The following is a 23,216-nucleotide window of genomic DNA, read 5'->3' as shown; positions in this document are numbered from 1 at the left end:
CGCGACGGTTTACGCCGACAGGGCGTGGCGCATCAGGTCGGCGATGATGCGTGGCCCTTCCTGGGTCAGCACCGACTCGGGATGAAACTGCATCGAGGCGAAATGCGGCCCGCGCAGCGCATGGACCTCGCCGGTTTCCAGGTCGCGGCTGACCTGCACCAACCCGAGGCCGTCGACCTCGATGCGATCCTCGCGGCTCTGGGCGGCGAAGGTGTTGTAGAAACCCACCCGCTCGCGAGCACCGAACAGGTCGATCTGCTTCTGCACGCCCTGATTGGGAATGGCCCGGCGCTGCAGGTCCAGGCCCAGGCAACGGCTGAGCACCTGATGGCTCAGGCACACCGCGAGAAACGGTCGCTGCTCGTCCAGCAGCGAGCGGATGGCCACATGCAGGTGGTCGATTTTCGGTTGCTCGACCGCCGTAGGATTGCCCGGTCCCGGGCCCATGATCACGATGTCGTAACCGTCGAAGGCATAGGCGTCGTTGTAGTTGCGCACACTCACCGCCAGCCCGAGGGCGCGCAGTTGCATGGCGATCATCGAGGTGAAGGTGTCCTCGGCATCGACGATCAGCACCCGCCGTCCCGACAGATCGGCCTGCGACTGCTGGCGCTCCAGTGCATCGCTCAGCCAGAAGTCGGCAATCAGCGCATTGCGACTGGCCAGGGCGGCGCGTACCTGGATATTCGAACCGAAGCGCGCCGGCGCCTGGTTTTTCAGCGCGGCGATCAGCCCGGCAGCCTTGGCCCGGGTCTCGGCGGCCTCGGCCTGGGGATCGGAATGGCGGACGATGGTCGAGCCGACACTGATCTTCAATTGACCTTCGCGGTCGATATCGGCGGTGCGGATCAGAATCGCCGAGTCCAGCGTGCGGGTACCTTGCGCGTCGCTACCGATCAACGCGGCGATGCCACTGTAATAGGCGCGGCCCTTGGGCTCGTGACGGCGGATCACCCGGCAGGCACTTTCCAGCGGGCTGCCGGTGACGGTGGGGGCGAACAGGGTTTCGCGCAGGATGTCGCGGACATCGCGGCGAGTGTGGCCTTCGATGAAATATTCGGTGTGGGCCAGATGGGCCATTTCCTTGAGATAAGGCCCGAGTACATGGCCGCCATCCTCGCAGATCCGCGCCATCATCTTCAGCTCTTCGTCCACCACCATATACAGCTCGTCGGCCTCTTTGCGGTCGGCGAGAAACTGCATCACTTCGGCCAGGTTCGGACCTGTCGGCGGATAGCGGTAGGTGCCGCTGATGGGATTCATCACCGCCAGGCCGTCCTTGAGGCTGATATGTCGCTCGGGTGACGCGCCGACGAAAGTGCGCTCGCCGGTGTGGATGATGAAGGTCCAGTAGACGCCCTTTTCCCGTTCCAGCAGATGGCGAAAAAAGGTCAGGGCACCGGCGATCCCGTAGTCGCCGATATCGGCCATAAAGGTGCGCTTGATGACGAAGTTGGCGCCTTCGCCGGTGCCGATCTCGTTGTCGATCACCTGGCTGACAATCTCCGAATAGGCCGCGTCACTGAGGTCGAAGCGTTCGTTGAGCAAGGCGATGGGCACTTCGGGCAGGCGCTCCAGCAGGGTATCGAGACCTATCTGCGCCTGCTCGACCACTTGGAGGGAAAGTAATGGGGCTTGATCGTCGACCGCCTCGAAGCCGCGTTCGGCGATCTGCCGGTAGGGAATGATCACCAGGGTTTCCAGGCGGGCTTCGCCTGCCAGGGGCTCGCGCAACTCGATCTGCGTCAGTGACGACGGCAGCGAGACTTCGCCGAGCAGGACATCCACCAGGCCCGGGCCATTGGACTCCGGGCGGTACAACAGGGCGAAGGGCGGTGGGTCCGAGCGCAGGACCTGGGCGATAAGGTGTTCGGCGGCCAGGCTCATGGCAACACCTCCTCGGTGATGACGACCATGGCGCAACGGCTGGCGGCGTACTCCAGGGCCATCCAGTGATGTTCCTTGCTGAAGTCGGCGATGGCATCGGCCACCAGGAACGGTTGGATATCGTTCGAGTAGGCATCCACCGTGGAAATCAGCACCCCGACATGGGCGTACACCCCGCAGAGGATCAACTGGTCACGACCATGGGCGCGCATGCGCTCCAACAGGTCTGAGTTGAAAAACGCGCTGTAGCGCCACTTGGTCAGCAGCCAGTCGCCGGGTGCGGGCTTGAGCGCGTCGACCACCTCGCGGTCGGCGGGGCTGGCCTGCATGCCGGCGCCCCAGAAGTCCTTGAGCAGGCCGCGTTGGGCCTCGGTCATGCTCCCGGGCTGGGCCGTGTAGGCCACCGGAATGCCCTGGCTCGCGGACCATTGGCGGATGCGCGCGGCATTGCCCACCACCTCGTCGCGCAGCGGTGTGGGCAGCGGTCGGAGAAAGTAGCGCTGCATATCGTGGATCAGCAGCACGGCGCGTTGCGGGTCGATCCGCCACTGGGCCAGATTGGCCGGCAGGTCGCGCGCGGTGGGCAACGCATAGGGGGTAATCGCGGGAATACCGGTCATTGCAACAGACTCCTGTCAAAAGCTTGCATGGGAGGCGGCGGGTGGGTTCTTCCAGGCCAGCACGGTGGTGATCGCTTGCCAAGGCGTCAGCCGCGGGTCGCACAGGCTGGTGTAATGGGTGCTGACCTGGTGGAGCCCGGCGACATCGGATGCACACTCGGTGACATCGTCCGGGGTGGTCTCCAGATGCAGGCCACCGGCGATCCCGCCAGCCGACAGCACCGCATGTTTGAAGGCGCTGACCTCCCGGGCGATGGTCTCGACCATGCGGGTCTTGTTGCCGCAGGGCGCGAGGATGGTATTGCCGTGCATCGGGTCGCTCAGCCAGATGACCTTGTGCCCCGTGGCGCGGACCGCCTCCACCAGCGGTGGCAAGCGTTCTGCGACCTTCTCGGCGCCCATCCGCGCAATCAGCGTCAGGCGCCCGGGTTCGCGGGCCGGGTCAAGGCGTTCGCACAGGCTCAGCAATTGCGCGGGGGTCATATCGGGGCCGACCTTGCAGGCCACCGGGTTCAGCACCTCGGACAGCAGGGCGACATGGGCGCCGTCCACCTGGCGGGTGCGTTCGCCGATCCACGGCCAGTGGGTCGAGCCGAGAAAGGTCCGGCCCTGCTCATCGTTGCGCAGCATCGGCAATTCGTAGTCGAGCAGCAGCATTTCGTGGCTGGTCCAGACCGGCGAGCCAGCGGTTGCGAGACGGTCCTGCCAGCCCAGGTGTTCCATGATCTCGCGGGCGGCCTGATAGCCCTTGAGCAGGCGTTGCGGATCGGGTTGGCGGCTGTCCGAATGGGCGGCGTGGCTGTTGACCATATCGCCGCGATACGCCGGCAGTTCGATCTCGCCAATGCGTTCGCTGGGTTTGGAGCGGGGCTTGGCGTACTGCCCGGCAATGCGCCCGACGCGGATCACCGGTTGCTGGGTGACCAGGCCAAAGGCCCCGGCGAGGATCTCCAGCACCGCAGCCTTGCGGGCCACGGCGCCGTGCTGGTTGTCGTTGATATCCTCGGCGCAATCGCCGGACTGGATGACCTTGCCTTCGCCTTCGGCGACTCGCGCCAGGAGCGCGCGCAGGGCCAGGATGTCCTGGGCCCTGATCAAGGACTGGCTGTCTCTCAGGTGTTGCTGTACGTCCCTCAGGTGTGAGAGATCGCTCCACTGGGGTTGCTGCAGTGCTTCACAACCCAGAACACGTCGCACAATTGTTTCCATGATGAGACCCCTGGCGCAATGCCGTTAGGTGGGTATGCCTTCGCGTTTGATTTCGGGCACCGGGATATTCAGCGCCCGCAGTTGCTGGAACACATTCATGAACTCGCGGTTTTGCTTGATCTTGCCGTTCTCGAGGGAGAAGGAATGGAGGAAGTGGTTCTCGTAGTAGCCATCCGGGTAGCCGGGAAAGAGGATCTGCCCGTGGCCTTCGCATTCGACCCAGAAGTGGTTCGGGTCATCGGTTTCGAAGATGCGCACGTCATACCATTCCCAGTCCGGGAAGCACTTCAGCGACCAGACCGCGTGTTCGGCCAGCTTGTCCTTGCCGCGAATGACGATTGGCGCGCCGGTGTCGGTGGTCCACAGGCCGCCGCTGCCGTCTTCGGTGAACAGTTCGTGGCGGCGCAGGCGGGCCGGGCCTTTGGTCTGCATGTACTGCTCGACGACCTGGCGGTTCTTGCGGCGAAGCTCGGTGCTGCTTGCAAACCCATCGTGTTTGTCTGGATTGGACATGGTCTTGCCTCTCGGGTGGATTAAGCGGGTAGGCCGGCGCGGCGAATGGTCGGCACGGGAATGCCGAGGGCGCGCAGTTGCTGGAAGGGGTTCATGAACTCGCGATTGCGCTTGATCCGGCCATCCTCGAGTTCGAAGGAATGGATGTAATGGTTCTCGCAATGGCCCACCGGATAGCCGGGCAGCTTGACGATGCCGCGGCCGTCGCTTTCGACCCAGAAGTGGTTCGGGTCGGCGGTTTCGAAGATCCGCACGTTGTGCCACTGCCAGTCCGGGAAGCACTGGTTCAGCCAGATGCCCAGGGCCGCCAGCTTGGCGTGGCCGTGGAAGAGCAGCGGGGTGGCGCTGGCGGTGTTCCAGGAGCCACCGCTGCCGTCCTCGGTGAACAGCTCGTGTCGACGCAGGCGGGCGACGCCGTGGCTGTGCATGTACTGCTCGACGGTGGAGCGGTTCTTGCGCCGTAGTTCCGGGGCGTCGGCAAACCCTGTTTGGATCGCGGTAGTTGGCATGCTCATGTTCCTTTGGGCGTGTTCAATCAGCCGGGTTATTCAGCAATACAAGACACTTTCATGACGACGACAGTGAGGTGTCGTGATTGATATACGGGCCTGTTTCAGGAGAACTGGGGTTAAATGGTAAGCACGATGTAATAAACAATACCGTTCGGTCACAGAGGGACTACTCGTTCCTGTTTTGACGAACTGGCTGGAGGGAATTTATACAGGGGCGCGATTGGAAAAGTTAAGCTACCAGATTTCGTAGGTGTCAAGTTTTTGTGCCCGGCTTAACCTCCGCGCGCCTTCGGAAAATGGGGGCTGGAGGTGTTGTTGCAACATAAACGGGTGGTGAGGTAGTTGCAGATGGCCATGTAGTATATATAAAAATAAGATCGCTCTATAGTTAGCGCAAATGGTTATGGTCTTTTTATGGTTGTCCCCATTGACAGGGCGAACAGCTGGACTAGGATGACAAACCGATTTTCATCTTGGATAGCTAAAATGGACTTAGCACAGCTTTGGGTTTGGGATATTTACTTTTATTCGCTTTTTGCGAAAGCCATGAACATGGAGGAGTTTACCGGCATCGCACTGAACGCCATCACTGATTTGAAATTTGATTTCTATGCTTATGGCCTGTGCAGCCTGACGCCGTTCATGCGGCCGAAAACCCACCTGTACAGCAACTACCCGGCGGAGTGGGTCGCGCGTTACCAAGCCATGAACTACGCGGTGATCGATCCTACGGTAAAGCACAGCCGGCTGGCCTCGACGCCGATCTTGTGGAGCGATGACATCTTCAAGGGCAGCCCTGGCTTGTGGTCGGAGGCCAATGATTCGCAGCTGCGTCATGGACTGGCCCAGCCGTCGTTCAATGCCCGGGGGCGTGTGGGGTTGTTGAGCCTGGCGCGTAAAGACAAGAAGATCAGCGCCGACGAGTTTACGGAATTGGCGCCCATTACCAGAGCCTTTGCCGATGCCGCCTATGCCAAGTTGTCGGAACTGGAGGGCACCTTGGAACGAGATAATGACGTCGTGTTTACCGAGCGGGAAAGCGAAGTGTTGCGCTGGACGGCGGATGGTAAGACGTCAGAAGAGATCGGTGTGATCATGAGCGTGTGTACGGATACGGTTAATTACCATCACAAGAATATTCAGCGCAAGATCGGTGCGAGTAACCGGGTGCAGGCGGTGACCTATGCGGTTGCGCTGGGTTATATCTAACCAAGGTTCGGTGTTTGTTGCGGAACAGGGTTGTCAGGCCTGTTCTGCAACAGGGGGTTTGGCGTGTCAGGCGATTTGCTTTAATTCCTCGTACATAAATAATACTGGTGCAAGACTGCTGAAGTGGCGTTTACGATCCGTCGGCAGTTGTATCGCGACAATCTGCTCATCCTGGTGCCGGATCATCTCGCCGAGGCGTTCATAGTGGACGCCGTTTTTTCTGTAGTAGCGCTCCATGATCTTGCTGACAATCCCGACGATATATTCGGCGCCGGCGCGATGCGCGGTTTCCAGGCACTTCCAGAACAAGGGCATGGCCAACTCCGGGGTTGAGGTGGTGAAGCGGGTCATTTCCCAGATAAAGGCGCTGGCTGGCACGCCCTCGGCGCAGGTGTGGCTGAATACGCCTTCGAGCAGGTTGGGCGCGGTGGTGGGGATCAGTCGGGCACAGCCGATCAGTTCGCGGGTTGGGCTGAGGGCCAGGAGGTAGCGGGCGTGTACGTGGTCGTAGGCGTCCCATTCACACCCCGGGGCATCGGGGGGCAGGGGCAGTTGCCAACCCAGTTTCTCGACGAATTGCTGATAGCGGTATCGGCCGAGTGACAGCCGCAGACTGTCGCTCATTGAGGACAGGGTGTGCTCTTCCATGTGCATAAGGGCTTCTCTATTGGTGAAGGACGGCGGGCGTCGATTTATATAGAGCAGCGGTGGGGGTTTGGCACCTACCAGATCTGGTAGGGGTGGGGGCTTTGGGCGTCGGTCTTGGACGGTGGGGCGATTAGAGAATTTCACTGTTTGAGGCGGTTTCAGCGTTTGAAGCCCAGGTGTTGAGCAACGATTTCAATCGTATCCTCATGCGTAGCTGCATCCGGCACCTCCTCCATCGCTTGGCAGCGAAGGTCGCGTTCGAGGGTACGCAAATCAGGCAGATTGCTATCAAGCCAAGTAGGTTGCCCTTTCTTTTCTGAGATTTTTGGCGGATCAGTTTCCGTACTCAAAAGTAGTGGTCTAATCAGGGTGAGGTTGGATTCAGATCAGTCGGAAAGCCTGGAAAGTAGAGAGGCAACCCTTGATCCCCATAAAATGCAAAGCCGCCCGGAGGCGGCTTCAATCGATACGCAGTTGAGCTTGCATCGCCCTTTCCGCGCTACTGGATCAACCAAGGAGGGATCCAGGCTCCTGCCAGCGTTCGCTGGTAACGTCCCAATTATGGATATCGGTGATAACCGCTTCAAGCCAGCTTGCCCGACCTGGGGTGGGCCTGATCGGCCTTTAGTGACACAACTCTTTGTTTTTAAAAAGGTATGGCTCTGTTCCAGGTCTCGCTTTGATTCTTTTCAAAATGTGGCTCGTACTTAGGGCCGCGTCGTGGCCCACGCCCATCACGGTTGATAACCCCAAGTACCTAGCGGTACGTCATTGCTCCAAAAGAATCTAAGTCCATCCTGTTGTTTCTACGACATTTAATAGTTTGTTACTGGAGTCGTCCTGCTGCCGACTCTGGTATCGCCACCCGCGAACTAAACTGCTTGTACCTCTGAAGCAGGTGTCTCCAGAGCGTTCAGGAGGTGTCAAATGGCTATTTATGATACCTATCGGGAAATTGAAGAGGCCCTCGGTGTGGTACCGGAGTGGATCAAGCAGATGCCGGAAGGCGGCGCGAACGGATTCTGGGGAGTGGCTCGGGACTTTTGGCTGGCAGATACCAAAATCCCTAATAAGTATAAGGAGTTGATTGGTCTGGCGGTCTCCGGGGCGACCCGTTGCAAGTACTGCACCCTGTTCCATACCGAAGCCGCGCGCTTGTTTGGCGCGAGCGACGAGGAAATTGCCGAAGCCAGCTTGATGGGGGCGGTGACCATGATGGGCAGCACCTTTATTAACGCCCAGCAGATCGACTACGAGCAGTTCCGTCAGGAAACACTGAGTATCGTTCGGTATGTCAAAGATCACTCGCAACCCAAGGCCGCTTAGGCCGTTGCGGGACCCCGCCCTTCGCCAACTGACGAAGGATCACTTGATTGCAATCACCGGCGATGGTCCGAGGACCACCGCCCGGTGGCAAGCGGCGGTGCTGCGCGCCATCAGCACGCTGATGCAATACAGCGATACCGCCCGCGAAGATAACCAGGACCTGCGCATCCCGTTCGCCAAAGCCCTCCATGACCTCTATGCGGGACGCAAGTCCGACGCCGAGTTGACGGAAATGGTGCTGCTGATGCTGGAGGTGGAAACCGCCCCTTTGCTCGGCAACGGGCCCCAGGCAGGAGCGGTATCTGGGAATGATGACCCCTGATAGGTGCAGAGGGCCAAAGGCGTCGTGGTGATGGATCTGAACTCAATCACGCTGCCCCCTGATCTGCGTTGAGATGACCGGCAGGGGCCTTACCGCTTTTTTCACCCGCCACGGGAAACGCGGGCGCACGTCTCCTGATGCGCACTATACTTTTTTATGAAATTTGCCCCGAGGAAAGAGGCAATTTTCCAACAGGCTCGGGAGGTGGATGAGTCATTGACGTAACGTTGCGGCTTGGCGCCGTTGCGTTCGCATGACCACAGGGCAACAGGCGCAGGATGAAGAGAAAATGGCGATCGCAATCATCTTAGTTCTAGTCGTTGTCGCCTCAGTCCTGTTCCACCTGTTCGCTCCTTGGCATCTGACTCCGGCCGCCTCCAACTGGGGATCGATAGATACCACACTACTGATAACCCTGATCATTACCGGGATATTTTTTATCGCCATCACGGTATTCATGGCGATCGCGGTGATTCGATTCCGTCACCGGGAAGGCTCCCGGGCGGTCTACCAGCCAGAAAACAAGAAGCTGGAAGGGTGGCTGATCATCGTCACCTCGCTGGGCATCATCGGCATGCTGGCGCCCGGCCTGGTCGTCTACAACGACTTCATCCGGGTACCGAAAGACGCTATTGAGCTCGAAGTGGCCTCCCAGCAATGGCAGTGGTCCTTTCGCTTTCCCGGCCGCGACGGGAAGTTCGGCAAATCGGATGTCAAATGGATCGATTCCACCAACCCCTTCGGTATTGACCGCAATGACCCCGCGGGACAGGACGATGTCCTCATCATGAATAATGAAGTTCGGCTGCCCATCAATCGGCCGGTAAAAGTCCTGCTGCGTTCAAAAGATGTCATACACAATTTCTATGTTCCGCAGATGCGCGCCAATATGGATATGGTTCCGGGCATGGTGTCTTACTTCTGGTTTACCCCGACCAAACTCGGCAAGTTTGAAGTCATTTGCCTGGAGTACTGTGGCCTGGGTCATTACAACATGCGTGGCCATTTGATCGTCGAGGAGCAGGAGGCTTTCGATCAATGGCTCGCTAGCCAACCGACGTTTGCTCAGGCCCTGGCGAGCGCCGCCGCCCCCAGCCAGGACAGCCTGCTGGAAAAAGGCCGGCAATTGGTTGAAAGCCATGGCTGCCGGGCCTGTCATAGCCAGGATGGCAGCGCCAGCCTGGGCCCGAGCTGGAAGGACTTGTATGGCCGCTCGGAACAGCTTGCCGATGGCAGCCGCGTTCAGGTCGACGAAACCTACCTCAAGTCGGCGATCCTCGAGCCCACGGTCAGACGGGTCCAAGGCTACCCGCCGGTCATGGTGGCCTATACTTTCACCCAAGATGAGCTGGGCGCCGTGGTTGCCTTCATCAAATCGCTGAGCGCCACGGGGCAGAAGGAGCAAGGCGCTGCGAGCCAAGCTGCAGGCACAGCGGGTGATCGGGTGGCGCAGGGACAGCGGCTGGCCGGATCGATGGGTTGCCTTGCCTGCCACAGTCTTGATGGCAGCCAGGCTGTCGGCCCAAGCTGGCAGGGCTTGTACGGCAAAATGGAAAACCTGGAGGGTGGCACTCAGGTCAAGGTCGATGAGGCCTATCTGAGGGAGTGCGTTCTCACGCCTGCTGCCAAGAGGGTCAAGGGTTATCCCCCGGTCATGCCGGCCTTTACCCCCAGTGACAAGGAACTGGATGCTCTGGTCGCCTTCATCAAGTCGAAAGGCAATGTCGACGCTGATACCGGCAAGGTGGAACCAGGCAAGTCGCCGTAAGTAAACAGCCGGAAACACTCCCACGCTCGTTCGGAGGATGTTTTGATGGCTTATGTGGAGCACGCGGAAACAGCGGTCCTGCACGAACCGAAAAGCTTCGTCACGCGATATATCTGGAGCCAGGACCACAAGGTCATCGCCCTCCAGTATTCCTTGACGGCCATGTTCGTGGGCGTCATCGCCCTGGTGCTGTCCGACCTGATGCGCATGCAGATAGGGTTTCCCGGCAGTCTCTCATTCATGGATGCCGGCACTTACTATCAGACAGTGACCATGCACGGCATGATCATGGTGATCTACCTGTTGACGGCCCTGTTCCTGGGCGGCTTCGGCAACTATCTGATTCCGCTGATGGTGGGCGCCCGTGACATGGTCTTCCCCTACGTCAACATGCTCAGCTACTGGTTCTACCTGGTCTCGGTGCTGGTGCTGCTCTCAAGCTTCTTCGTCCCAGGCGGGCCCACCGGGGCGGGCTGGACACTCTATCCGCCACAATCCATGACCCAGGGAACCCCGGGTTCCACAGGGGGCATCGTGTTGATGATGGTGTCGCTGGCCATCTTCATCGTTGCCGCCACCATGGGCGGGTTGAACTACGTGACCACCGTGCTACAGGCACGCACTCGAGGCATGACGTTGTTCCGTATGCCGCTCGCCGTCTGGGGCATCTTCATGGCCTCGGTCATGGCGCTGCTGGCCTTCCCCGCCTTGTTCGTCAGTGCGGTGATGGTGCTGTTCGACAAGTTGTTGGGTACGAGCTTCTTCATGCCGGCGATGATCTCGATGGGGCAACAGCTCGCGCATCAGGGCGGTAGCCCGATACTGTTCCAGCACCTGTTCTGGTTCTTCGGCCATCCGGAGGTCTACATCGTCGCCCTCCCGGCGTTCGGTCTGGTCTCCGACCTGATCAGCACTCATGCGCGCAAGAACATCTTCGGTTACCGCATGATGGTGTGGGCCATTATCGCCATCGGCGTGTTGAGCTTCGTGGTCTGGGCGCACCACATGTACGTCAGTGGGATGAACCCGTACTTCGGCTTTTTTTTCGCCGTGACCACCTTGATCATCGCGGTACCGACCGCGCTGAAAGTCTACAACTGGGTGCTGACCCTATGGCATGGCGACATTCACCTGACGGTGCCGATGCTGTTTGCACTGGCCTTTATCCTCACCTTCCTGGTCGGTGGCCTGACCGGGTTGTTTCTCGGCAACGTGATCGTGGATATCCCGCTGTCGGACACCTACTTCGTCGTGGCCCACTTCCATATGGTCATGGGGGTTGCGCCGATACTGGTGGTATTCGGTTCCATCTACCATTGGTTTCCGAAGATCACCGGGCGCATGCTTAACGACACCCTGGGCAAGCTGCATTTCTGGGTCACCTTCCTGGGGACCTACTGCATCTACTTCCCCATGCATTACCTGGGTTTACTGGGTATGCCGCGGCGCTATTACGCCTATCCGAACTACGAGTTCATCCCGCAGTCGGCGCAGCAGCTGAATGCGTTCATTACCGTTACCGCACTGATTGTCGGCGTGTTCCAGTTGCTGTTCCTCTTCAACCTGTTCTGGAGTGCCTTCAAAGGCAAACCGGCAGGCGGAAACCCCTGGGGTGCGGCCAGCCTGGAATGGCAGACACCGAACACCCCGCCGGTACACGGCAACTGGGGAGAGAAGCTGCCGGTCGTGCATCGTTGGGCCTATGACTACAGCGTGCCCGGGATAGAGCAGGACTTCGTTCCACAGACGGTCTCCGCCGAGGCGCTGGAACAGATGAGGCAGCGCACCGCAGAGGCGAAGATTGCGGGTGAAGGACCATGAACAGGCCGCTATTGAAAAACACGGCAAGCGCCAACACCGGAGGCCGTTGGAGCCAGCCCCCCGACGACACCTGGGCGGCGGATGGCATCGACAGGGCGAAAACCGCAAAAGTGGGCCTGCGCGTGTTTCTGGGTGTGGTGACCTCGCTGTTCTTTCTCTTGCTGCTGGCCTTCATTACGCGCTCGCAAGTGGCGGACTGGCAGCCTCTCACCGAGCCGCTGGCACCGTTGGCCAGTGCAAGGCCACTCTGGCTGAACACGATCCTGCTGGCACTGGGCAGTATCAGCCTGCAGTGGGCGCGGGTGGCGGCCCGGCGAGGCGCGTTGAACGGCGCCACCCTCGGATTCGCCCTGGGAGGCGTCTTTGCGATTGCCTTTTTGGGGGGGCAACTCTGGGTCTGGAAACAGTTCGTCGACTGGGGCTATTTCGTCTCCGGCAATCCGGCCAACAGCTTCTTCTACCTGTTGACCGGTGTGCACGGGCTGCACCTGCTGGGCGGCCTGGTGGCTTGGGGTCGAGTCGGCGCCCGGTTCCTGCGACGTGTTCCGCTGCCGCAGCTGGAGCCCGGCGTGGAGCTCTGCGCCATCTACTGGCACTACCTGCTGGGCGTCTGGATCGTCCTCTTCGCCCTGCTGACCAGCACGCCGGAAACCTATGAAAGCATCGCCGCATTCTGCGGTCTGAGGTGAAGCCATGGCATCGTCCCCAGCCGGTCCGGAAGAGCCCGGTCTGTCCTTACCGCTGACCCCACCCGATACGCTGGTACCGGGATGGCAGGGCGTCGCCAACGACTGGTCCTCGGATCGGGACGCATTCAAGCACGTCCCCTGGGGCAAGGCGATGATGTGGATCTTCCTGCTCAGCGACACCTTCATCTTCAGCTGCTTCCTGACTGGCTACATGTCGGTACGCATCAGCTCCACCGTCCCCTGGCCGAACCCCAGCCACGTGTTTGCCTTGACCATCGGCGGCGCTGAAGTCCCGCTGATCCTGATCGCGATCATGACCTTCGTGCTGATCAGTAGCAGCGGCACCATGGCCATGGCGGTGAATTTCGCCTATCGCCGTGTGCGCAGTAAATGCGCGGCCCTGATGCTGACCACCGCCGCCTTCGGTGCGACCTTCGTCTGCATGCAGGCGTTCGAGTGGAGCAAGCTCATTGCCGAAGGTGTTCGCCCATGGGCGAACCCCATGGGTGCAGCGCAATTTGGCGCCAGTTTTTTCATGATTACCGGTTTCCACGGGCTGCACGTGTCAGCCGGCGTCATTTACCTCTGCGTCGTTGCATTCAAGGTATTGCGAGGTGATTACGAGCGCTCCGGAAACTATCAGATCGTCGAGATAGCCGGGCTGTACTGGCATTTCGTGGATCTGGTGTGGGTATTTATCTTCGCGTTGTTCTATTTATGGTGAGTCTGTAGAGGAGTACTGGCGATGGCGCATGCACAAGGTCAACAACATCCACTCAGCTTGTACCTGAAGATCTGGGGATTGTTGTTTGTACTCAGTACCCTGTCCTATCTGGTCGATTATTTTCACTTCCAGGGCTACTTCAGGTGGTCGCTGATTCTGGTGCTGATGTTGTTGAAGGCTGGCCTGATCGTCTCCGTCTTCATGCACATGGCCTGGGAGCGTCTGGCGATGGTCTACGCCATACTGGTACCGCCATTGTGTCTGCTGGTGCTGGTAGGTCTGATGGTGGCAGAGGCGGACTACGTGTTCTTCACCCGTGGGATGTTCCTCGGGTGATAACAGGCTTCCGCCTCCTGCGCACTCGGACCGCCTCCTATATCGTTCGCTTGAACTGATGCCATCTATACAGCCAGGCCACTATCCAATGGGGGGCCGCTGGGCCAGTACCGGCCGCTTGCAGCTGTGGGTGATGTTTGATGACCCGATCCAGCGTCGACTCCTGATTGGGTTCAACGTCCACGAAGAAAATATACTCGCCTTCTTTTATCCGCTCTTTCAACTTGCGGAAGTGGGCATTGGGCACCTGAATACCAAAAAAGCCGCCTTCCCAGATACTGAATCCGAGTATCACGATGCTCAGAAAAACGAACGGCATCCAGCCTGCCGCGGTGGCGGTCCAGCCTGCCAGATAGGCCCCCCCCAGCGCCAAGGCGGCGAGCGGTATGCCAATGACCGCACCAATCTCGCCAGAACGGACAACATCCTGCTTCATGAATGAGTTCACATCATGCAGATGATGCTGTTCCACTTCGGCATCCCGATCGCTGAGCACATGAATCTGTTCAGTACTGATACCGCTGGTTTCCAGTTCGCTTTCAACGATTTCCAGGTCGTCGAGATTATCGCTGATGTAAAAGTGTCGGTTCATGAGTCACCTCCTACCGCCTATCCGCAGGTGTCCCCTTTTTTCTGCAGTGGTTATCTGAAATTCCAGAGCGTTAGCCTGTCTCTCTGGATCACGTTGCACGCTCATTGCTACCAAAAAAGTATAGCACCGCCCTTTTCAACGCCATGGCCGCCCGGAGCCCGAGCACGTTGGGCTGTGCGCAATGCACCAGGGCACGGGAGACCTCCCGTGCTGTTCCTGACCGGTTTTTCAACAGCCTGGTCCGGGTGTTGGGGGCGGCGGGCTGGTGGGCGAGTTGAGGCTGTAGCGGTTCCTTGCCTGTTGTCTAGAATTTAATAGGAGGTCGGGTCGTCCCCAAAGCGACTGTCCCAGGAGGTTTTTCGTCATGAACACCTTAACCATCAAAGGCTGGTGCAAAGCCAGCAGCGATCAACGGTCCACCCCGATGGGGGAGATCCATTTTCACGTCAATGACGACGACCATTTGCGTATGGAGGAGGCCGAAGAACATCTGCAGCAGACCCACGAGCCTGAAGTGATGATCGATGTGGATATGAGCACAATGGAGTTGATCACGCCTGAGGAATGCGGCCCGTTGTCTGATTGCCAATTGCGCGTTTATTTGAGCGCAGGCGACCAACGCGGCCAGTTCCACCTGGTCGGGCATCGGGCGAGCGACGGCAGTTTGATCTATACCAATGCGGTGATGATCGATCAGTTGGGTTGATTCCCCGGCGAAGGGGAAAAGCCAGACAAAGCCCTCACATTGCTGCGAGGGCTTCGTTTTGTAGGGTGCTTGGTGCCGGGAAACGACCCCGGAATCTACTGATTACACTTCAACTAAATGGATGGTCGTCTAATGCGGGTGATGCGTGATGTGCCGAGGACGAACCCGCAAGCAGCGCATCCACCACAGCCCGCGCCATCTCTACCGAGTGAAGCATGCCCCAGAACAGAGACCGCTCCACCGGGTTCGTATGCAAGCTGATTTCGTCACCGTTCAGTTCGGCTACTTCGAGCAATTTCGACACGTAGGTCAGCGCGTCCTGAGCGTTGACGCCTGGCTGGATGGCAAAAATCGTGGGTCTGAGAGGGTCGGCGTAATTGATGGTTTTGGATAGTGTTAAAGCGAGGGTATCGAGCAAGCGGGCCGCATCTGGCCGCATTGATTTCACAGGGCCGTTGGAAACGGAAGGTGGATCGGGAGTGATTTTCTTAGCCATGGTGAATCTCCAACAGGTTAAGGAGATCTCCACTCTTGCTGCGATACAAGGGTGGCGAACTGTACGCAGGTTCGCAGACCGGTCTGTTGGGACACCGGCAGGCATAAGCCTCCTGCGCACAGCCCGCCATAACGCAGACATGAAAAAGCCGCTTACGCGGCGCTGTGCGCCAACAGAAACCGCCGGGCTGCGAAACCCGTATCGCTGAATTTGCAGCGACGACAGGAATGTAGCTCCAGCCGCGAGCGCACACAACATTCTCCCACGACCAAAACATGTAGGAAATATTAGTTTTTTTGGAAAGCCATTTCTCCTCATTACGAGGCGCTGGGGAGCTACGGACGAGGAAGGGAAATCACTCACCTATTAGTCCGGAAACGATTTCGAGTGCTTTTTTTCACTTCACTGCATTGGGGGCGTCCGACGAATGGGACGTCTGGCTGGGAGCGGTCACATTACGTTCAGCAGACAAACAAAAGCCCCGCATCGCTGCGAGGCTTCGTTTTGTATGGGCACCAGGAGTCGAACTAATCCCTTTGTTATTGAAAAATAAAGGGAAATATCGTGGGCATGGTTTTTCATACCTCTATCTGTACCCTCAGCGTAGGTAACCGGTGAGGCCATGCTCGGAAAAATCCCTGCCGAAGTGCTGAAAGAGGGACTGGCGTGGTGCCGATGGTTCTTGACGATGTGTGATTATTAATTATGATTAACTATTAATCGAAACTCATCACGATGGCTGGTCGCGATACCCGAAGCGACCATCCATCTAGCGAGAGCCTGCTGATTCTCGCAACACAGGAGTCATCCACCATGGCAGCTAGCGCGAAAACCCGGTCCGTTACGGCTCACGTCCCGGTGCAACTGGCCGAGAGAATCGATTTGATGGCTGAGCGGCTGGAGCGCTCCAAGAACTGGATCCTCAAGCAGGCTCTGTCCGCCTGGATAGACCAGGAAGAAGAGCGCAGTCGCCTGACTCGCGAGGCGCTGGCGGATGTTGATGCCGGTCGTGTAATTGACCACCAAGCGGTCCAGGCCTGGGCCGACAGCCTTAGTACCGACACCCCGCTGCCGGTACCGCGCTGATGGAGTTGAAGTGGACCAGCAAGGCGCTTTCAGACGTTGCTCGGTTGTACGAGTTTCTGGCTACAGTGAACCGGCCCGCTGCCGCGCATACGGTTCAACAGCTCACGGGGGCTTCAAGCATATTGCTGACTAATCCGCGTATTGGCGAACGGCTGGAAGAGTTCGAACCACGAGATGTGCGCCGAATCCTGATCGGCCATTATGAAATGCGCTACGAGATTCAGGAGTCCACCGTCTATCTGCTGCGGCTGTGGCATACGCGTGAAGATCGATAGACGCTATCAGATGATTGCGGTAGTCGAAGTGTTTACGAGGCCGGCTAAAACGGAATAAAAAAGGCGCTCAATGAGCGCCTTCTAAAATGTTGTCGAGGAGTAGTCGCAGCGATTCTTTAGCTCCGGATCATTGCTGACCGTGGGTTCAGAATCCGCCCAAAGGCTTGGTCGTCACTACTTCAGAGAGCGCCAGTTCTCTGCTGCCGAAGTCTGGGGGAGCGATACTGGAGCTCAAGCCCAAAGATGCGCAGTTGCAGTCCTCGGTGGGCATTTTTAAGCATGCTGACGATGTGGTCAACGGCAAGCTGCGTTGACGTGACGAGCTACTGGCTTCGTTACTCAAGATGCCATTGCTGCTGACGTTTCCAATCATTTGGAAACCCCATGAGCCTCAAACTCCCAAACTCTCGCTGATCCATGACCTCCGCAAGGCGAAGCTTCCATTGGCTGTCTGGGCTGATCAGGTCGGTTAGATAGGCCAGCATCGTCAATACGATGTACAGGCGTTGCTTTGGTTGAGGACCGTCGCCAGGTACATGCGGAATCACCCACTCTTTGGGTAAGGACGGTCGAATCGAAAGCTCTCGGTTCCATAACCGTGAATGGTGGGCGCAGCAGTTCCGGATAAAGGTCAAGGTGTGCAGCCAGGAGGCCAATACATCGAAGGGCAGATTGAATCTGCTAGAGATCGCTTTTTTGTCAGCGCTTTTACCTATGGCGTTGAATAGGGTAGAGACCGTCCCAAGGCTGAGCTCTTCCAGAACGGCCCAGGCGGGCGGTAGCTCAGGATGGGTATAAGTCGCCCCGTAGAATCGGAAATAGTTATCGCGAATGCGATTTTCAATCCGCTGTTGGTGAACGCCATCGACATGACGACCGCTTTTTATGCGATCAATCTCGCGTCGGAGTCTGGTCTGCTCCTTGTTCAACTGATCTCGCAGGGGGCGTAGCAAGTCAGAGTGCGAGTATGACGAGGAAAAAACTGACGAGTCAGCTATCCAGTCAGGCCCATATTTTGGACACATGTGATTGCTGATCGATGCTCTGATGGCAACTTCGACAGGTTCGATAGCATCCATCGTTATGCGTCGCAACGAACCATCGAAGCGATAGATGTCGACCACGGCTTTCAGGGTACTGCCGGGTTTGAAGGTGTGTTCGGGATCCGGCTCCTGAAAGGGACGCATGTAGGGGCTCAAGCGAAACAGCGTTACCACTTCGAGAAAGCGCAATGCCCTATCGTCGTTGGTGACGTGCAGGCCTCGTTGCTTCAACAGTTCCAATTGCTGTTCTACGCTGAGGGCCGGCTTGTCGAAGGGCCTCATGTAGTTTTCTCCAGGCAAAAAAAACCCGCACGATTTGAGCTTGCTGACTGTGGGTCAACCTAGGCTTGGCGGGTGTGTTGGGGTGCATTATAGGTAGGTGTCAGAGCCCGTCAACGTCGCGTTGATGTGAAATTGTAACGGGTTGGTGCCTTGGATTTTTTTAAGTGTGGACACGTTGTGGACATTTTCAGCTTTTTGAAAGCGCGAAAACTAAAGGTCCAGAAACGCCAAAGCCCCGTATTACGGGGCTTTGATGTATGGTGCCGGCACCAGGAGTCGAACCCGGGACCTACTGATTACAAGTCAGTTGCTCTACCAACTGAGCTATACCGGCGTGTTAGGGCGACGATTATAGCGATTGGCGAGGTTCTGTAAACCCCTGATATCTGACTATTTTTGCGGAGGCAACGTTCTCGTGATCCGCCCACGTCAGCAACCCTAGACTTTGTCCTGATCCACCGGCCGCGCCGCTTCAATCGCCGCGAGCAACCGGCCCGCTATTTCAGCCGCCTGTTTGGCCGACGCCACGTTGGTAAAGGTCATCAATAACCCGCCTTCCTGCCCGGCCGCCACCTGCCAGCGCGACAGAGGCTCAATCGACAATCCCGCCGCCCGTGCCTGCTCGGCTATCCGGGAATCCGGCACATCAATCAACACCCGCACCAGCAGATTGATCCCCCCAGCCTGCGGGTCGACCCTCAATATCCCACTGCCCACCTCTTCCAGCGCCCTGACCAGCAACGCCCGACGCGCGCTGTACAACTGCCGCATCTTCTTCAGATGCCGGGTGAAGTGGCCCTGGCTCAGAAAGTCGCTGACCGTCGCCTGCAGCAGTTCCGGGCTGCGATTGCGCCACAGCCGCGCAACCTGTTCAAAACTCCCGACCTGTTCCCGGGGCACCACCAGATACGCCAGCCGCAACCCCGGAAACAGCATCTTGCTGAAGGTCCCGGCGTACAGCACGCGGTCATGCACATCCTGGCTCTTCAGTGCGGGCAACGGCCGGCCTCGATAACGAAACTCGCTGTCATAGTCGTCTTCCAATACCCAGCTTGACTGCACCTGCGCCCAATCGAGCAGCTCCCGCCGCCGTTCCGGGCTCAACGCCACACCCAATGGGCTCTGATGGGCCGGGCTGACCACCGCCAAGCGCGCCGTCGGACTCAGGCGAATACCGTGCGCCACCCGCAAACCATCGGCATCCACCGGCACCGGCACCAACTCTACGCCGCGATTGAGCAGGATCTGCCGTGCATGCACATAACCGGGGTCCTCGAACCAGCAACCCTGGCCCGTCATTTCCAGGCTTTCGCAGACCAGTTCGAGCACGGCGTTGTAACCGGTGCAGATAAACACCTGGTCCGGTGTGCACTGCACGCCCCGATACAACCCCAGGTACGTGGCAATGGCCGAGCGCAGCGGTGCGTAGCCTCTCGGATCGCTGAAACCCAGACCGGCGATATCGGTTTGCCGAGCACGTTGGGTGATCAGTCGGCTCCAGAGTTTCCGCGGAAAAGCATCCAGCGCCGGCAGCCCCATTTGCAGGGGCAGCGGTTGATCCTGTTCGGTCGTCGGCGCGGTGCTTTCCGTTGGCGGGCTGGGAGCCGCTGTCACCGGCAGATCAAGGGCAATGACGGTCCCAGCCTGCCCCCGCGCCGTCAGATAACCCTCGCTGATCAGCAGCTCATAAGCCGCTTCGACCGTGCCCCGCGCCAGGTTGAGTTCAGTCGCCAGGGCGCGCACCGAAGGCACGCGATCACCGGGACGCAATTGGCCCTCATCGATGGCGCTGCGAATGCGTCGATAGACCACCAGGTATTTGGGCAGACCCGGTTCAGTGGCGGCTTTGGCAATGGGCATGGCGTTTTCCGTGGGCATGCAGATCGGCCGCAGTTTAACCCCATGGGTGGGCGGATCAGCAGCGGTTATGTCCCAAACGGCTTGCTCGATCTTGGCCCTGTTGGCCGATGCCAACGCACCGCAGACTGCCGGCCATGACTTTACCGACCGCAAAGGGGAACCCTCCATGACTCAACGTCTCAACTACTTCGACGCAGCGCCCCTGGGCTACAAAGCGCTGTTTGGCGTTAAAAGCTATCTGCAAGGCTGCGGGCTCGAAGCGCATTTGATCGATCTGGTGTACCTGCGGGTTTCGCAGCTCAACGGCTGCGCTTACTGCATCAGCCAGCATTCCCGCGACCTGATCAAGCTGGGCGTGAGCCTCGACAAGGTGCTGCTGGTGCCGGTCTGGCGCGAAGGCGGTGCGTTGTTCGATCGCCGTGAATGCGCGGCCCTGGCCTGGGCCGAAAGCGTGACCCGGGTGCACGAGACCGAGGTGCCGGACGAGGACTTCCAGGCCGTTTGCGCGGTATTCGGCGAAAAGGAAGTGGCCGACCTGACCCTGGCGGTCGCCCTGATGAATGCGCTTAACCGTGTGGGTGTCAGTTTCCGCTTGGTACCAGCCGGTGTGCGCCAGCAGGAGGATGTGTCCCATGGGCAATGATCTCGAATACGCACTGATCGAAAGCAAAGCCCAGTGCCGCGAGTGTTTTGCCGTGATGCAGGAGCTACGACCGCATTTGATCGATGTGGAGTCCTTCGTCGAGCAGGTCTTTCGTCAGGGCGAGCAGGGCTTTCGCCTACTGGCGCTGCGTGAACACGGGCAGGTGATCGGCCTGGCCGGTTTTCGGGTGACGGAGAACACCCTGTATGGGCGCTTCGTCTATGTCGATGACCTGGTGGTGACGGCTTCGCAACAGCGTCGCGAGCTGGGCGCCGGGCTGTTGGAGGAGGTGCGTCGTCATGCGCGGGCCTTGGGTTATCGCTATCTGGTGCTCGATACGGGGATGCATATGCCTTTGGCGCAACGCTTCTATTTCCGCCAGGGGCTGTTGGCCAAGGGCATGCACTTTTCCCAGGACTTGAATGCGGGGCCGTCGCAATGAGCCGCGCCCTGTTGTTGAATTTCAGCCCCCATGGCAAGGCCGCTCGGGTTTATCGCCTGGCCGCCGACGTGCTGGGCGACTGGCCGGGCATCAGCACCATCATGGATCGCCAGCTGGGCGGTGAACCGCTGCCGGCCTTGACCCGCGACTATGCGACGGCCGTGACTTCGGTAGCCGGTATGGACAATGTGGCCATCCATGCGTCCGAGCGGCAGATCGTCGAGCTCGAGACCAGCGATCTGCTGGTGTTGTGCACGCCGCTGCACAACTTCACGCTGCCTGCCGCCATGAAGCTGTGGATCGATCATGTGGTGCGCATTCAGCGCAGCTTCGGGGTGAACGGTGCGGGGGAGAAGTTTGGCTTGCTCAAGGATCGCCCGACCTTTGTACTGGTCAGTTCCGGGGGCTTTGTTGAGGGAGAAAACGCGCGTCAGCCGGACTTTCTCGCGCCTTATTTAAAGGCGATTCTCAATTCCATCGGCATTCATCAGCTGACGTTTATCTATCTGCAAGGCACCGTCCGTGGTGGTGAGGCGGTTGAGCAAGGCCTGGCGGTCATGCGGGAGGCGTTGCTGAGGGAGCTTCAGGCTAATACGGAAACCTGTAGGCGCCAGCTTGCTGGCGATGGGGCCAGTGAGTCTTGTATCGCCTGATCGGCCGCTATCGCCAGCAAGCTGGCTCCTACAGAGGTTTGTGGTGTTCTCGGGGGAGGGGTGGCAGACCCTGAAAAAGGCGGCGTTATGTCCATTGACCAGAACGCTTATGCACAAGTGGTTGGTCGTTAGCGCGGCGAGAATGCGATTTTGTGGACGCGTTCTCATAAGCGCGCAACTATCTGTTTTTTCGGTGCTTTATTTTGTGAGCAAAAAGTAACCAGACAGCTTTTTCCTCTGTAAGCGTTGTTTTCAGGGCGTCTGTTGGAAAAGAATCAACAGAGTTATCCACAGGCTGCACTACGTAATCTGGAGATTAGTGGCGCTCTGCCATTAGCAGAAGATTGCGTGGCGTCAATGGGCTTTCGCAGAACAGGCCCAGGCGTACGGCGTAGCCTTGCTCTTCCAGGAACAGTGCGCGGTCGAGTACCAGCCAGAGTTCCAGCGGGCGGCGGAACAAGCCGCGGAGCAGTTCCAGATTGCGTACCTGCGCCAGTCGTTGCCAGCCCGCGGTTTCCAATTCCGACCAATTCTGCTCGCCGACTGTGGATAACTCTTTGAGTGCGGCCAGGTCGCGGCAGTAGTCGGCGAAGGGTTTTTCGAGCCAGGCGCTGGGCAGCGAAGGGGTGGGCAGGTAGTCGTCGGTTTGCCGTAGACGGCGCTGCAGCAGGTCGAAGGCCAGGCGTCGGGCCATGGAGCTGTCGCGCTGGCGGCGCACCCGGGCGCCGGCGGTGACGGTTTCGCTCAGGGGCAGGGCGAGGTCGTCCAGCGATAGATGCAGGGTTGAAGCTTTGGCTGCGCAGGATAAAGCTTGGTAGCTCGCGGCGCTGATGCGGTTATAGCAGCAGGGGGCGATTGCCAGTTGCCGGCAGCCAGCGTGGCTGGCGAGTTGCATCAGGCGTACGTGGAGGTCGCCGCAGGCGTGGAGGGCGACCGGGGTGTGCTCGGCGCTCAGGCGGGCGGCGGCATCAGGCGCGAGGACGTCTTGTTGCAGGTGTTGGGCCGGCAGGTGGTGGTGCTGGCTGAGCTGCTGGCCGCTGGCGATCAGGGACGGGTCGTATTCCAGGCAGGTCAGGTGTTGGCCGGGTTGCAGCAGGCGGCGGCCAAGGTGGCCTTTGCCGGAACACCAGTCGAGCCAGTGGCTGGGCGATTGGGCGAAGTCCAGGCGGCTGGCGAAGGCTTCGATCTGTTGCCATTTTCGGCCTGGGACGCCGACGTTCAGGCGCTGATTGGCCGGGGGCAGGGCGCTGTCGGGGAGTGTTCCGACAGTGGTCAACGCCGCGGATTCGGCAGCCAGCGCGGGAAACGGCGCGGGGGCGGCGAGGTGTTCCGGGTGGTTGTGGCTGGCTTCGGCGTCGTCGAGGCTGCGTTGGCGTAACCAGGTGGCGAGTTCCGGGTGTTGGGTTTCCCACGGCAGATGCAGATGGGTGAAGGGGCGTGGGCGCCAGAGGTGTTGGTGCGCCGAGAGGAAGGTGTCCAGGGCCTTGAAGCGGGTTTGCAGGGTGGGGCCTTGGAGGATTGGGGGCATGCTGCGGGTTCCGGGGTGGCTGGGCT

At 59.1% G+C, this 23,216-nt stretch carries 26 protein-coding genes and 1 tRNA gene; 14 read left to right on the top strand and 13 right to left on the bottom strand.

The window, feature by feature from the left end; genetic code table 11:
- Positions 1-9: 9 nt before the first annotated feature.
- The 5 genes from AC07T0_RS25230 to AC07T0_RS25210 are packed head-to-tail and all read right to left on the bottom strand — an operon-like array spanning position 10 to position 4,738.
- On the bottom strand, positions 10-1,887 hold the full coding sequence (locus tag AC07T0_RS25230; RefSeq protein ID WP_495003737.1) for an anthranilate synthase family protein: 1,878 nt from the start codon (positions 1,885-1,887) through the stop codon (positions 10-12).
- Positions 1,884-2,507, bottom strand: a complete 624-nt coding sequence (locus AC07T0_RS25225; protein ID WP_495003736.1) for an isochorismatase family protein — start codon at positions 2,505-2,507, stop codon at positions 1,884-1,886. Before AC07T0_RS25225 ends, AC07T0_RS25230 begins: the two co-directional genes overlap by 4 nt.
- 15 nt (positions 2,508-2,522) lie before the next feature.
- Complete coding sequence (locus tag AC07T0_RS25220; RefSeq protein ID WP_495003735.1) at positions 2,523-3,716, bottom strand: 3-deoxy-7-phosphoheptulonate synthase; 1,194 nt, start codon at positions 3,714-3,716, stop codon at positions 2,523-2,525.
- Positions 3,717-3,740: 24 nt separating this feature from the next.
- Positions 3,741-4,229 carry a PhzA/PhzB family protein gene (locus AC07T0_RS25215; RefSeq protein WP_495003734.1) on the bottom strand — a complete coding sequence of 163 codons (489 nt, stop codon included), beginning with the start codon at positions 4,227-4,229 and terminating at the stop codon, positions 3,741-3,743.
- Positions 4,230-4,249: 20 nt separating this feature from the next.
- Positions 4,250-4,738 (bottom strand): PhzA/PhzB family protein, encoded by a 489-nt coding sequence (locus AC07T0_RS25210; RefSeq protein WP_495003733.1) that lies wholly within the window; start codon positions 4,736-4,738, stop codon positions 4,250-4,252.
- Between the two features lie 489 nt (positions 4,739-5,227).
- On the opposite strand from AC07T0_RS25210, the gene AC07T0_RS25205 reads away from it, so the two are divergent.
- Positions 5,228-5,950 carry an autoinducer binding domain-containing protein gene (locus tag AC07T0_RS25205; protein ID WP_495003732.1) on the top strand — a complete coding sequence of 241 codons (723 nt, stop codon included), beginning with the start codon at positions 5,228-5,230 and terminating at the stop codon, positions 5,948-5,950.
- 66 nt (positions 5,951-6,016) lie between these two features.
- Here the strand turns inward: AC07T0_RS25205 and AC07T0_RS25200 are convergent, their stop codons facing one another.
- Together AC07T0_RS25200 and AC07T0_RS25195 are read right to left on the bottom strand one after the other, a co-directional pair.
- Positions 6,017-6,604, bottom strand: a complete 588-nt coding sequence (locus AC07T0_RS25200) for an acyl-homoserine-lactone synthase (RefSeq protein WP_495003731.1) — start codon at positions 6,602-6,604, stop codon at positions 6,017-6,019.
- A 152-nt stretch (positions 6,605-6,756) separates the two neighbouring features.
- Positions 6,757-6,948, bottom strand: a complete 192-nt coding sequence (locus tag AC07T0_RS25195; protein ID WP_495003730.1) for a hypothetical protein — start codon at positions 6,946-6,948, stop codon at positions 6,757-6,759.
- A gap of 577 nt (positions 6,949-7,525) precedes the next feature.
- On the opposite strand from AC07T0_RS25195, the gene AC07T0_RS25190 reads away from it, so the two are divergent.
- From AC07T0_RS25190 to AC07T0_RS25160, 7 genes are all read left to right on the top strand, one after another.
- Positions 7,526-7,924, top strand: coding sequence for a carboxymuconolactone decarboxylase family protein (locus AC07T0_RS25190; RefSeq protein ID WP_103495397.1), 399 nt, complete (start codon positions 7,526-7,528; stop codon positions 7,922-7,924).
- Positions 7,925-7,967: 43 nt separating this feature from the next.
- Positions 7,968-8,246, top strand: a complete 279-nt coding sequence (locus AC07T0_RS25185) for a hypothetical protein (RefSeq protein WP_495003729.1) — start codon at positions 7,968-7,970, stop codon at positions 8,244-8,246.
- Positions 8,247-8,535: 289 nt separating this feature from the next.
- Positions 8,536-10,014: a c-type cytochrome gene (locus AC07T0_RS25180; protein ID WP_495003770.1), complete on the top strand. Its 1,479-nt coding sequence runs from the start codon at positions 8,536-8,538 to the stop codon at positions 10,012-10,014.
- A 45-nt stretch (positions 10,015-10,059) separates the two neighbouring features.
- On the top strand, positions 10,060-11,835 hold the full coding sequence (gene ctaD, locus AC07T0_RS25175) for a cytochrome c oxidase subunit I (RefSeq protein WP_495003728.1): 1,776 nt from the start codon (positions 10,060-10,062) through the stop codon (positions 11,833-11,835).
- On the top strand, positions 11,832-12,524 hold the full coding sequence (locus tag AC07T0_RS25170; protein ID WP_495003727.1) for a cytochrome c oxidase subunit 3: 693 nt from the start codon (positions 11,832-11,834) through the stop codon (positions 12,522-12,524). Before ctaD ends, AC07T0_RS25170 begins: the two co-directional genes overlap by 4 nt.
- Positions 12,525-12,528: 4 nt before the next feature.
- Positions 12,529-13,248 carry a heme-copper oxidase subunit III family protein gene (locus AC07T0_RS25165; protein ID WP_495003726.1) on the top strand — a complete coding sequence of 240 codons (720 nt, stop codon included), beginning with the start codon at positions 12,529-12,531 and terminating at the stop codon, positions 13,246-13,248.
- Positions 13,249-13,269: 21 nt separating this feature from the next.
- Positions 13,270-13,584: a cytochrome C oxidase subunit IV family protein gene (locus AC07T0_RS25160; RefSeq protein ID WP_495003725.1), complete on the top strand. Its 315-nt coding sequence runs from the start codon at positions 13,270-13,272 to the stop codon at positions 13,582-13,584.
- A 37-nt stretch (positions 13,585-13,621) separates the two neighbouring features.
- Here AC07T0_RS25160 and AC07T0_RS25155 read toward each other — a convergent pair whose 3' ends face one another.
- Positions 13,622-14,176 (bottom strand): magnesium transporter, encoded by a 555-nt coding sequence (locus tag AC07T0_RS25155; protein ID WP_495003724.1) that lies wholly within the window; start codon positions 14,174-14,176, stop codon positions 13,622-13,624.
- A gap of 364 nt (positions 14,177-14,540) precedes the next feature.
- On the opposite strand from AC07T0_RS25155, the gene AC07T0_RS25150 reads away from it, so the two are divergent.
- Positions 14,541-14,882: a hypothetical protein gene (locus AC07T0_RS25150; protein WP_495003723.1), complete on the top strand. Its 342-nt coding sequence runs from the start codon at positions 14,541-14,543 to the stop codon at positions 14,880-14,882.
- 109 nt (positions 14,883-14,991) lie between these two features.
- Here AC07T0_RS25150 and AC07T0_RS25145 read toward each other — a convergent pair whose 3' ends face one another.
- Positions 14,992-15,378, bottom strand: coding sequence for a hypothetical protein (locus tag AC07T0_RS25145; protein ID WP_495003722.1), 387 nt, complete (start codon positions 15,376-15,378; stop codon positions 14,992-14,994).
- 813 nt (positions 15,379-16,191) lie between these two features.
- Between AC07T0_RS25145 and AC07T0_RS25140 the strand changes: the two genes are divergently transcribed.
- Both AC07T0_RS25140 and AC07T0_RS25135 read left to right on the top strand, forming a co-directional pair.
- Positions 16,192-16,464 (top strand): CopG family ribbon-helix-helix protein, encoded by a 273-nt coding sequence (locus tag AC07T0_RS25140; RefSeq protein WP_248745410.1) that lies wholly within the window; start codon positions 16,192-16,194, stop codon positions 16,462-16,464.
- On the top strand, positions 16,464-16,739 hold the full coding sequence (locus tag AC07T0_RS25135) for a type II toxin-antitoxin system RelE/ParE family toxin (RefSeq protein ID WP_495003721.1): 276 nt from the start codon (positions 16,464-16,466) through the stop codon (positions 16,737-16,739). The genes AC07T0_RS25140 and AC07T0_RS25135 overlap by 1 nt, the downstream gene beginning before the upstream one ends.
- A 335-nt stretch (positions 16,740-17,074) precedes the next feature.
- Here the strand turns inward: AC07T0_RS25135 and AC07T0_RS25130 are convergent, their stop codons facing one another.
- The 3 genes from AC07T0_RS25130 to pdxR all read right to left on the bottom strand — a co-directional run bounded on the left by AC07T0_RS25130 (position 17,075) and on the right by pdxR (position 19,924).
- The gene (locus AC07T0_RS25130) at positions 17,075-18,064 is read right to left on the bottom strand and encodes an Abi family protein (RefSeq protein WP_495003720.1); all 990 of its coding nucleotides are present in this window, start codon (positions 18,062-18,064) and stop codon (positions 17,075-17,077) included.
- 258 nt (positions 18,065-18,322) lie between these two features.
- Positions 18,323-18,398 (bottom strand) — tRNA-Thr (locus AC07T0_RS25125).
- A 104-nt stretch (positions 18,399-18,502) separates the two neighbouring features.
- Positions 18,503-19,924, bottom strand: a complete 1,422-nt coding sequence (gene pdxR, locus AC07T0_RS25120) for a MocR-like pyridoxine biosynthesis transcription factor PdxR (RefSeq protein ID WP_495003719.1) — start codon at positions 19,922-19,924, stop codon at positions 18,503-18,505.
- Between the two features lie 166 nt (positions 19,925-20,090).
- On the opposite strand from pdxR, the gene AC07T0_RS25115 reads away from it, so the two are divergent.
- The 3 genes from AC07T0_RS25115 to AC07T0_RS25105 are packed head-to-tail and all read left to right on the top strand — an operon-like array spanning position 20,091 to position 21,662.
- Positions 20,091-20,567, top strand: coding sequence for a carboxymuconolactone decarboxylase family protein (locus tag AC07T0_RS25115; RefSeq protein WP_495003718.1), 477 nt, complete (start codon positions 20,091-20,093; stop codon positions 20,565-20,567).
- Entirely contained in the window at positions 20,557-21,009 is a 453-nt protein-coding gene (locus tag AC07T0_RS25110; RefSeq protein ID WP_495003717.1) for a GNAT family N-acetyltransferase, read from the top strand. The genes AC07T0_RS25115 and AC07T0_RS25110 overlap by 11 nt, the downstream gene beginning before the upstream one ends.
- Positions 21,006-21,662, top strand: a complete 657-nt coding sequence (locus AC07T0_RS25105) for an FMN-dependent NADH-azoreductase (protein ID WP_495003716.1) — start codon at positions 21,006-21,008, stop codon at positions 21,660-21,662. Before AC07T0_RS25110 ends, AC07T0_RS25105 begins: the two co-directional genes overlap by 4 nt.
- A gap of 316 nt (positions 21,663-21,978) precedes the next feature.
- Here the strand turns inward: AC07T0_RS25105 and AC07T0_RS25100 are convergent, their stop codons facing one another.
- Positions 21,979-23,190, bottom strand: coding sequence for a methyltransferase (locus tag AC07T0_RS25100; RefSeq protein WP_495003715.1), 1,212 nt, complete (start codon positions 23,188-23,190; stop codon positions 21,979-21,981).
- Between the last annotated feature and the right edge of the window lie 26 nt (positions 23,191-23,216).

The sequence above is a fragment of the Pseudomonas sp. GW821-FHT04D07 genome (genome assembly GCF_059420225.1).
Note: the sequence above shows the minus strand (reverse complement) of the source record. Positions and strands in the feature narration are given on the sequence as shown.

What these genes read in the sequence shown, in the direction of transcription:
- pdxR (WP_495003719.1), bottom strand. Translation starts at nt 19,924, where the DNA reads ATGCCCATTGCCAAAGCCGCCACTGAACCGGGTCTGCCCAAATACCTG.
- AC07T0_RS25150 (WP_495003723.1), top strand. Translation starts at nt 14,541, where the DNA reads ATGAACACCTTAACCATCAAAGGCTGGTGCAAAGCCAGCAGCGATCAA.
- AC07T0_RS25115 (WP_495003718.1), top strand. Translation starts at nt 20,091, where the DNA reads ATGACTCAACGTCTCAACTACTTCGACGCAGCGCCCCTGGGCTACAAA.
- AC07T0_RS25180 (WP_495003770.1), top strand. Translation starts at nt 8,536, where the DNA reads ATGGCGATCGCAATCATCTTAGTTCTAGTCGTTGTCGCCTCAGTCCTG.
- AC07T0_RS25130 (WP_495003720.1), bottom strand. Translation starts at nt 18,064, where the DNA reads ATGAGGCCCTTCGACAAGCCGGCCCTCAGCGTAGAACAGCAATTGGAA.
- AC07T0_RS25200 (WP_495003731.1), bottom strand. Translation starts at nt 6,604, where the DNA reads ATGCACATGGAAGAGCACACCCTGTCCTCAATGAGCGACAGTCTGCGG.
- AC07T0_RS25215 (WP_495003734.1), bottom strand. Translation starts at nt 4,229, where the DNA reads ATGTCCAATCCAGACAAACACGATGGGTTTGCAAGCAGCACCGAGCTT.
- AC07T0_RS25110 (WP_495003717.1), top strand. Translation starts at nt 20,557, where the DNA reads ATGGGCAATGATCTCGAATACGCACTGATCGAAAGCAAAGCCCAGTGC.
- AC07T0_RS25100 (WP_495003715.1), bottom strand. Translation starts at nt 23,190, where the DNA reads ATGCCCCCAATCCTCCAAGGCCCCACCCTGCAAACCCGCTTCAAGGCC.
- AC07T0_RS25220 (WP_495003735.1), bottom strand. Translation starts at nt 3,716, where the DNA reads ATGGAAACAATTGTGCGACGTGTTCTGGGTTGTGAAGCACTGCAGCAA.
- AC07T0_RS25145 (WP_495003722.1), bottom strand. Translation starts at nt 15,378, where the DNA reads ATGGCTAAGAAAATCACTCCCGATCCACCTTCCGTTTCCAACGGCCCT.
- AC07T0_RS25155 (WP_495003724.1), bottom strand. Translation starts at nt 14,176, where the DNA reads ATGAACCGACACTTTTACATCAGCGATAATCTCGACGACCTGGAAATC.
- AC07T0_RS25165 (WP_495003726.1), top strand. Translation starts at nt 12,529, where the DNA reads ATGGCATCGTCCCCAGCCGGTCCGGAAGAGCCCGGTCTGTCCTTACCG.
- ctaD (WP_495003728.1), top strand. Translation starts at nt 10,060, where the DNA reads ATGGCTTATGTGGAGCACGCGGAAACAGCGGTCCTGCACGAACCGAAA.
- AC07T0_RS25140 (WP_248745410.1), top strand. Translation starts at nt 16,192, where the DNA reads ATGGCAGCTAGCGCGAAAACCCGGTCCGTTACGGCTCACGTCCCGGTG.
- AC07T0_RS25205 (WP_495003732.1), top strand. Translation starts at nt 5,228, where the DNA reads ATGGACTTAGCACAGCTTTGGGTTTGGGATATTTACTTTTATTCGCTT.
- AC07T0_RS25160 (WP_495003725.1), top strand. Translation starts at nt 13,270, where the DNA reads ATGGCGCATGCACAAGGTCAACAACATCCACTCAGCTTGTACCTGAAG.
- AC07T0_RS25230 (WP_495003737.1), bottom strand. Translation starts at nt 1,887, where the DNA reads ATGAGCCTGGCCGCCGAACACCTTATCGCCCAGGTCCTGCGCTCGGAC.
- AC07T0_RS25170 (WP_495003727.1), top strand. Translation starts at nt 11,832, where the DNA reads ATGAACAGGCCGCTATTGAAAAACACGGCAAGCGCCAACACCGGAGGC.
- AC07T0_RS25190 (WP_103495397.1), top strand. Translation starts at nt 7,526, where the DNA reads ATGGCTATTTATGATACCTATCGGGAAATTGAAGAGGCCCTCGGTGTG.
- AC07T0_RS25210 (WP_495003733.1), bottom strand. Translation starts at nt 4,738, where the DNA reads ATGCCAACTACCGCGATCCAAACAGGGTTTGCCGACGCCCCGGAACTA.
- AC07T0_RS25225 (WP_495003736.1), bottom strand. Translation starts at nt 2,507, where the DNA reads ATGACCGGTATTCCCGCGATTACCCCCTATGCGTTGCCCACCGCGCGC.
- AC07T0_RS25135 (WP_495003721.1), top strand. Translation starts at nt 16,464, where the DNA reads ATGGAGTTGAAGTGGACCAGCAAGGCGCTTTCAGACGTTGCTCGGTTG.
- AC07T0_RS25105 (WP_495003716.1), top strand. Translation starts at nt 21,006, where the DNA reads ATGAGCCGCGCCCTGTTGTTGAATTTCAGCCCCCATGGCAAGGCCGCT.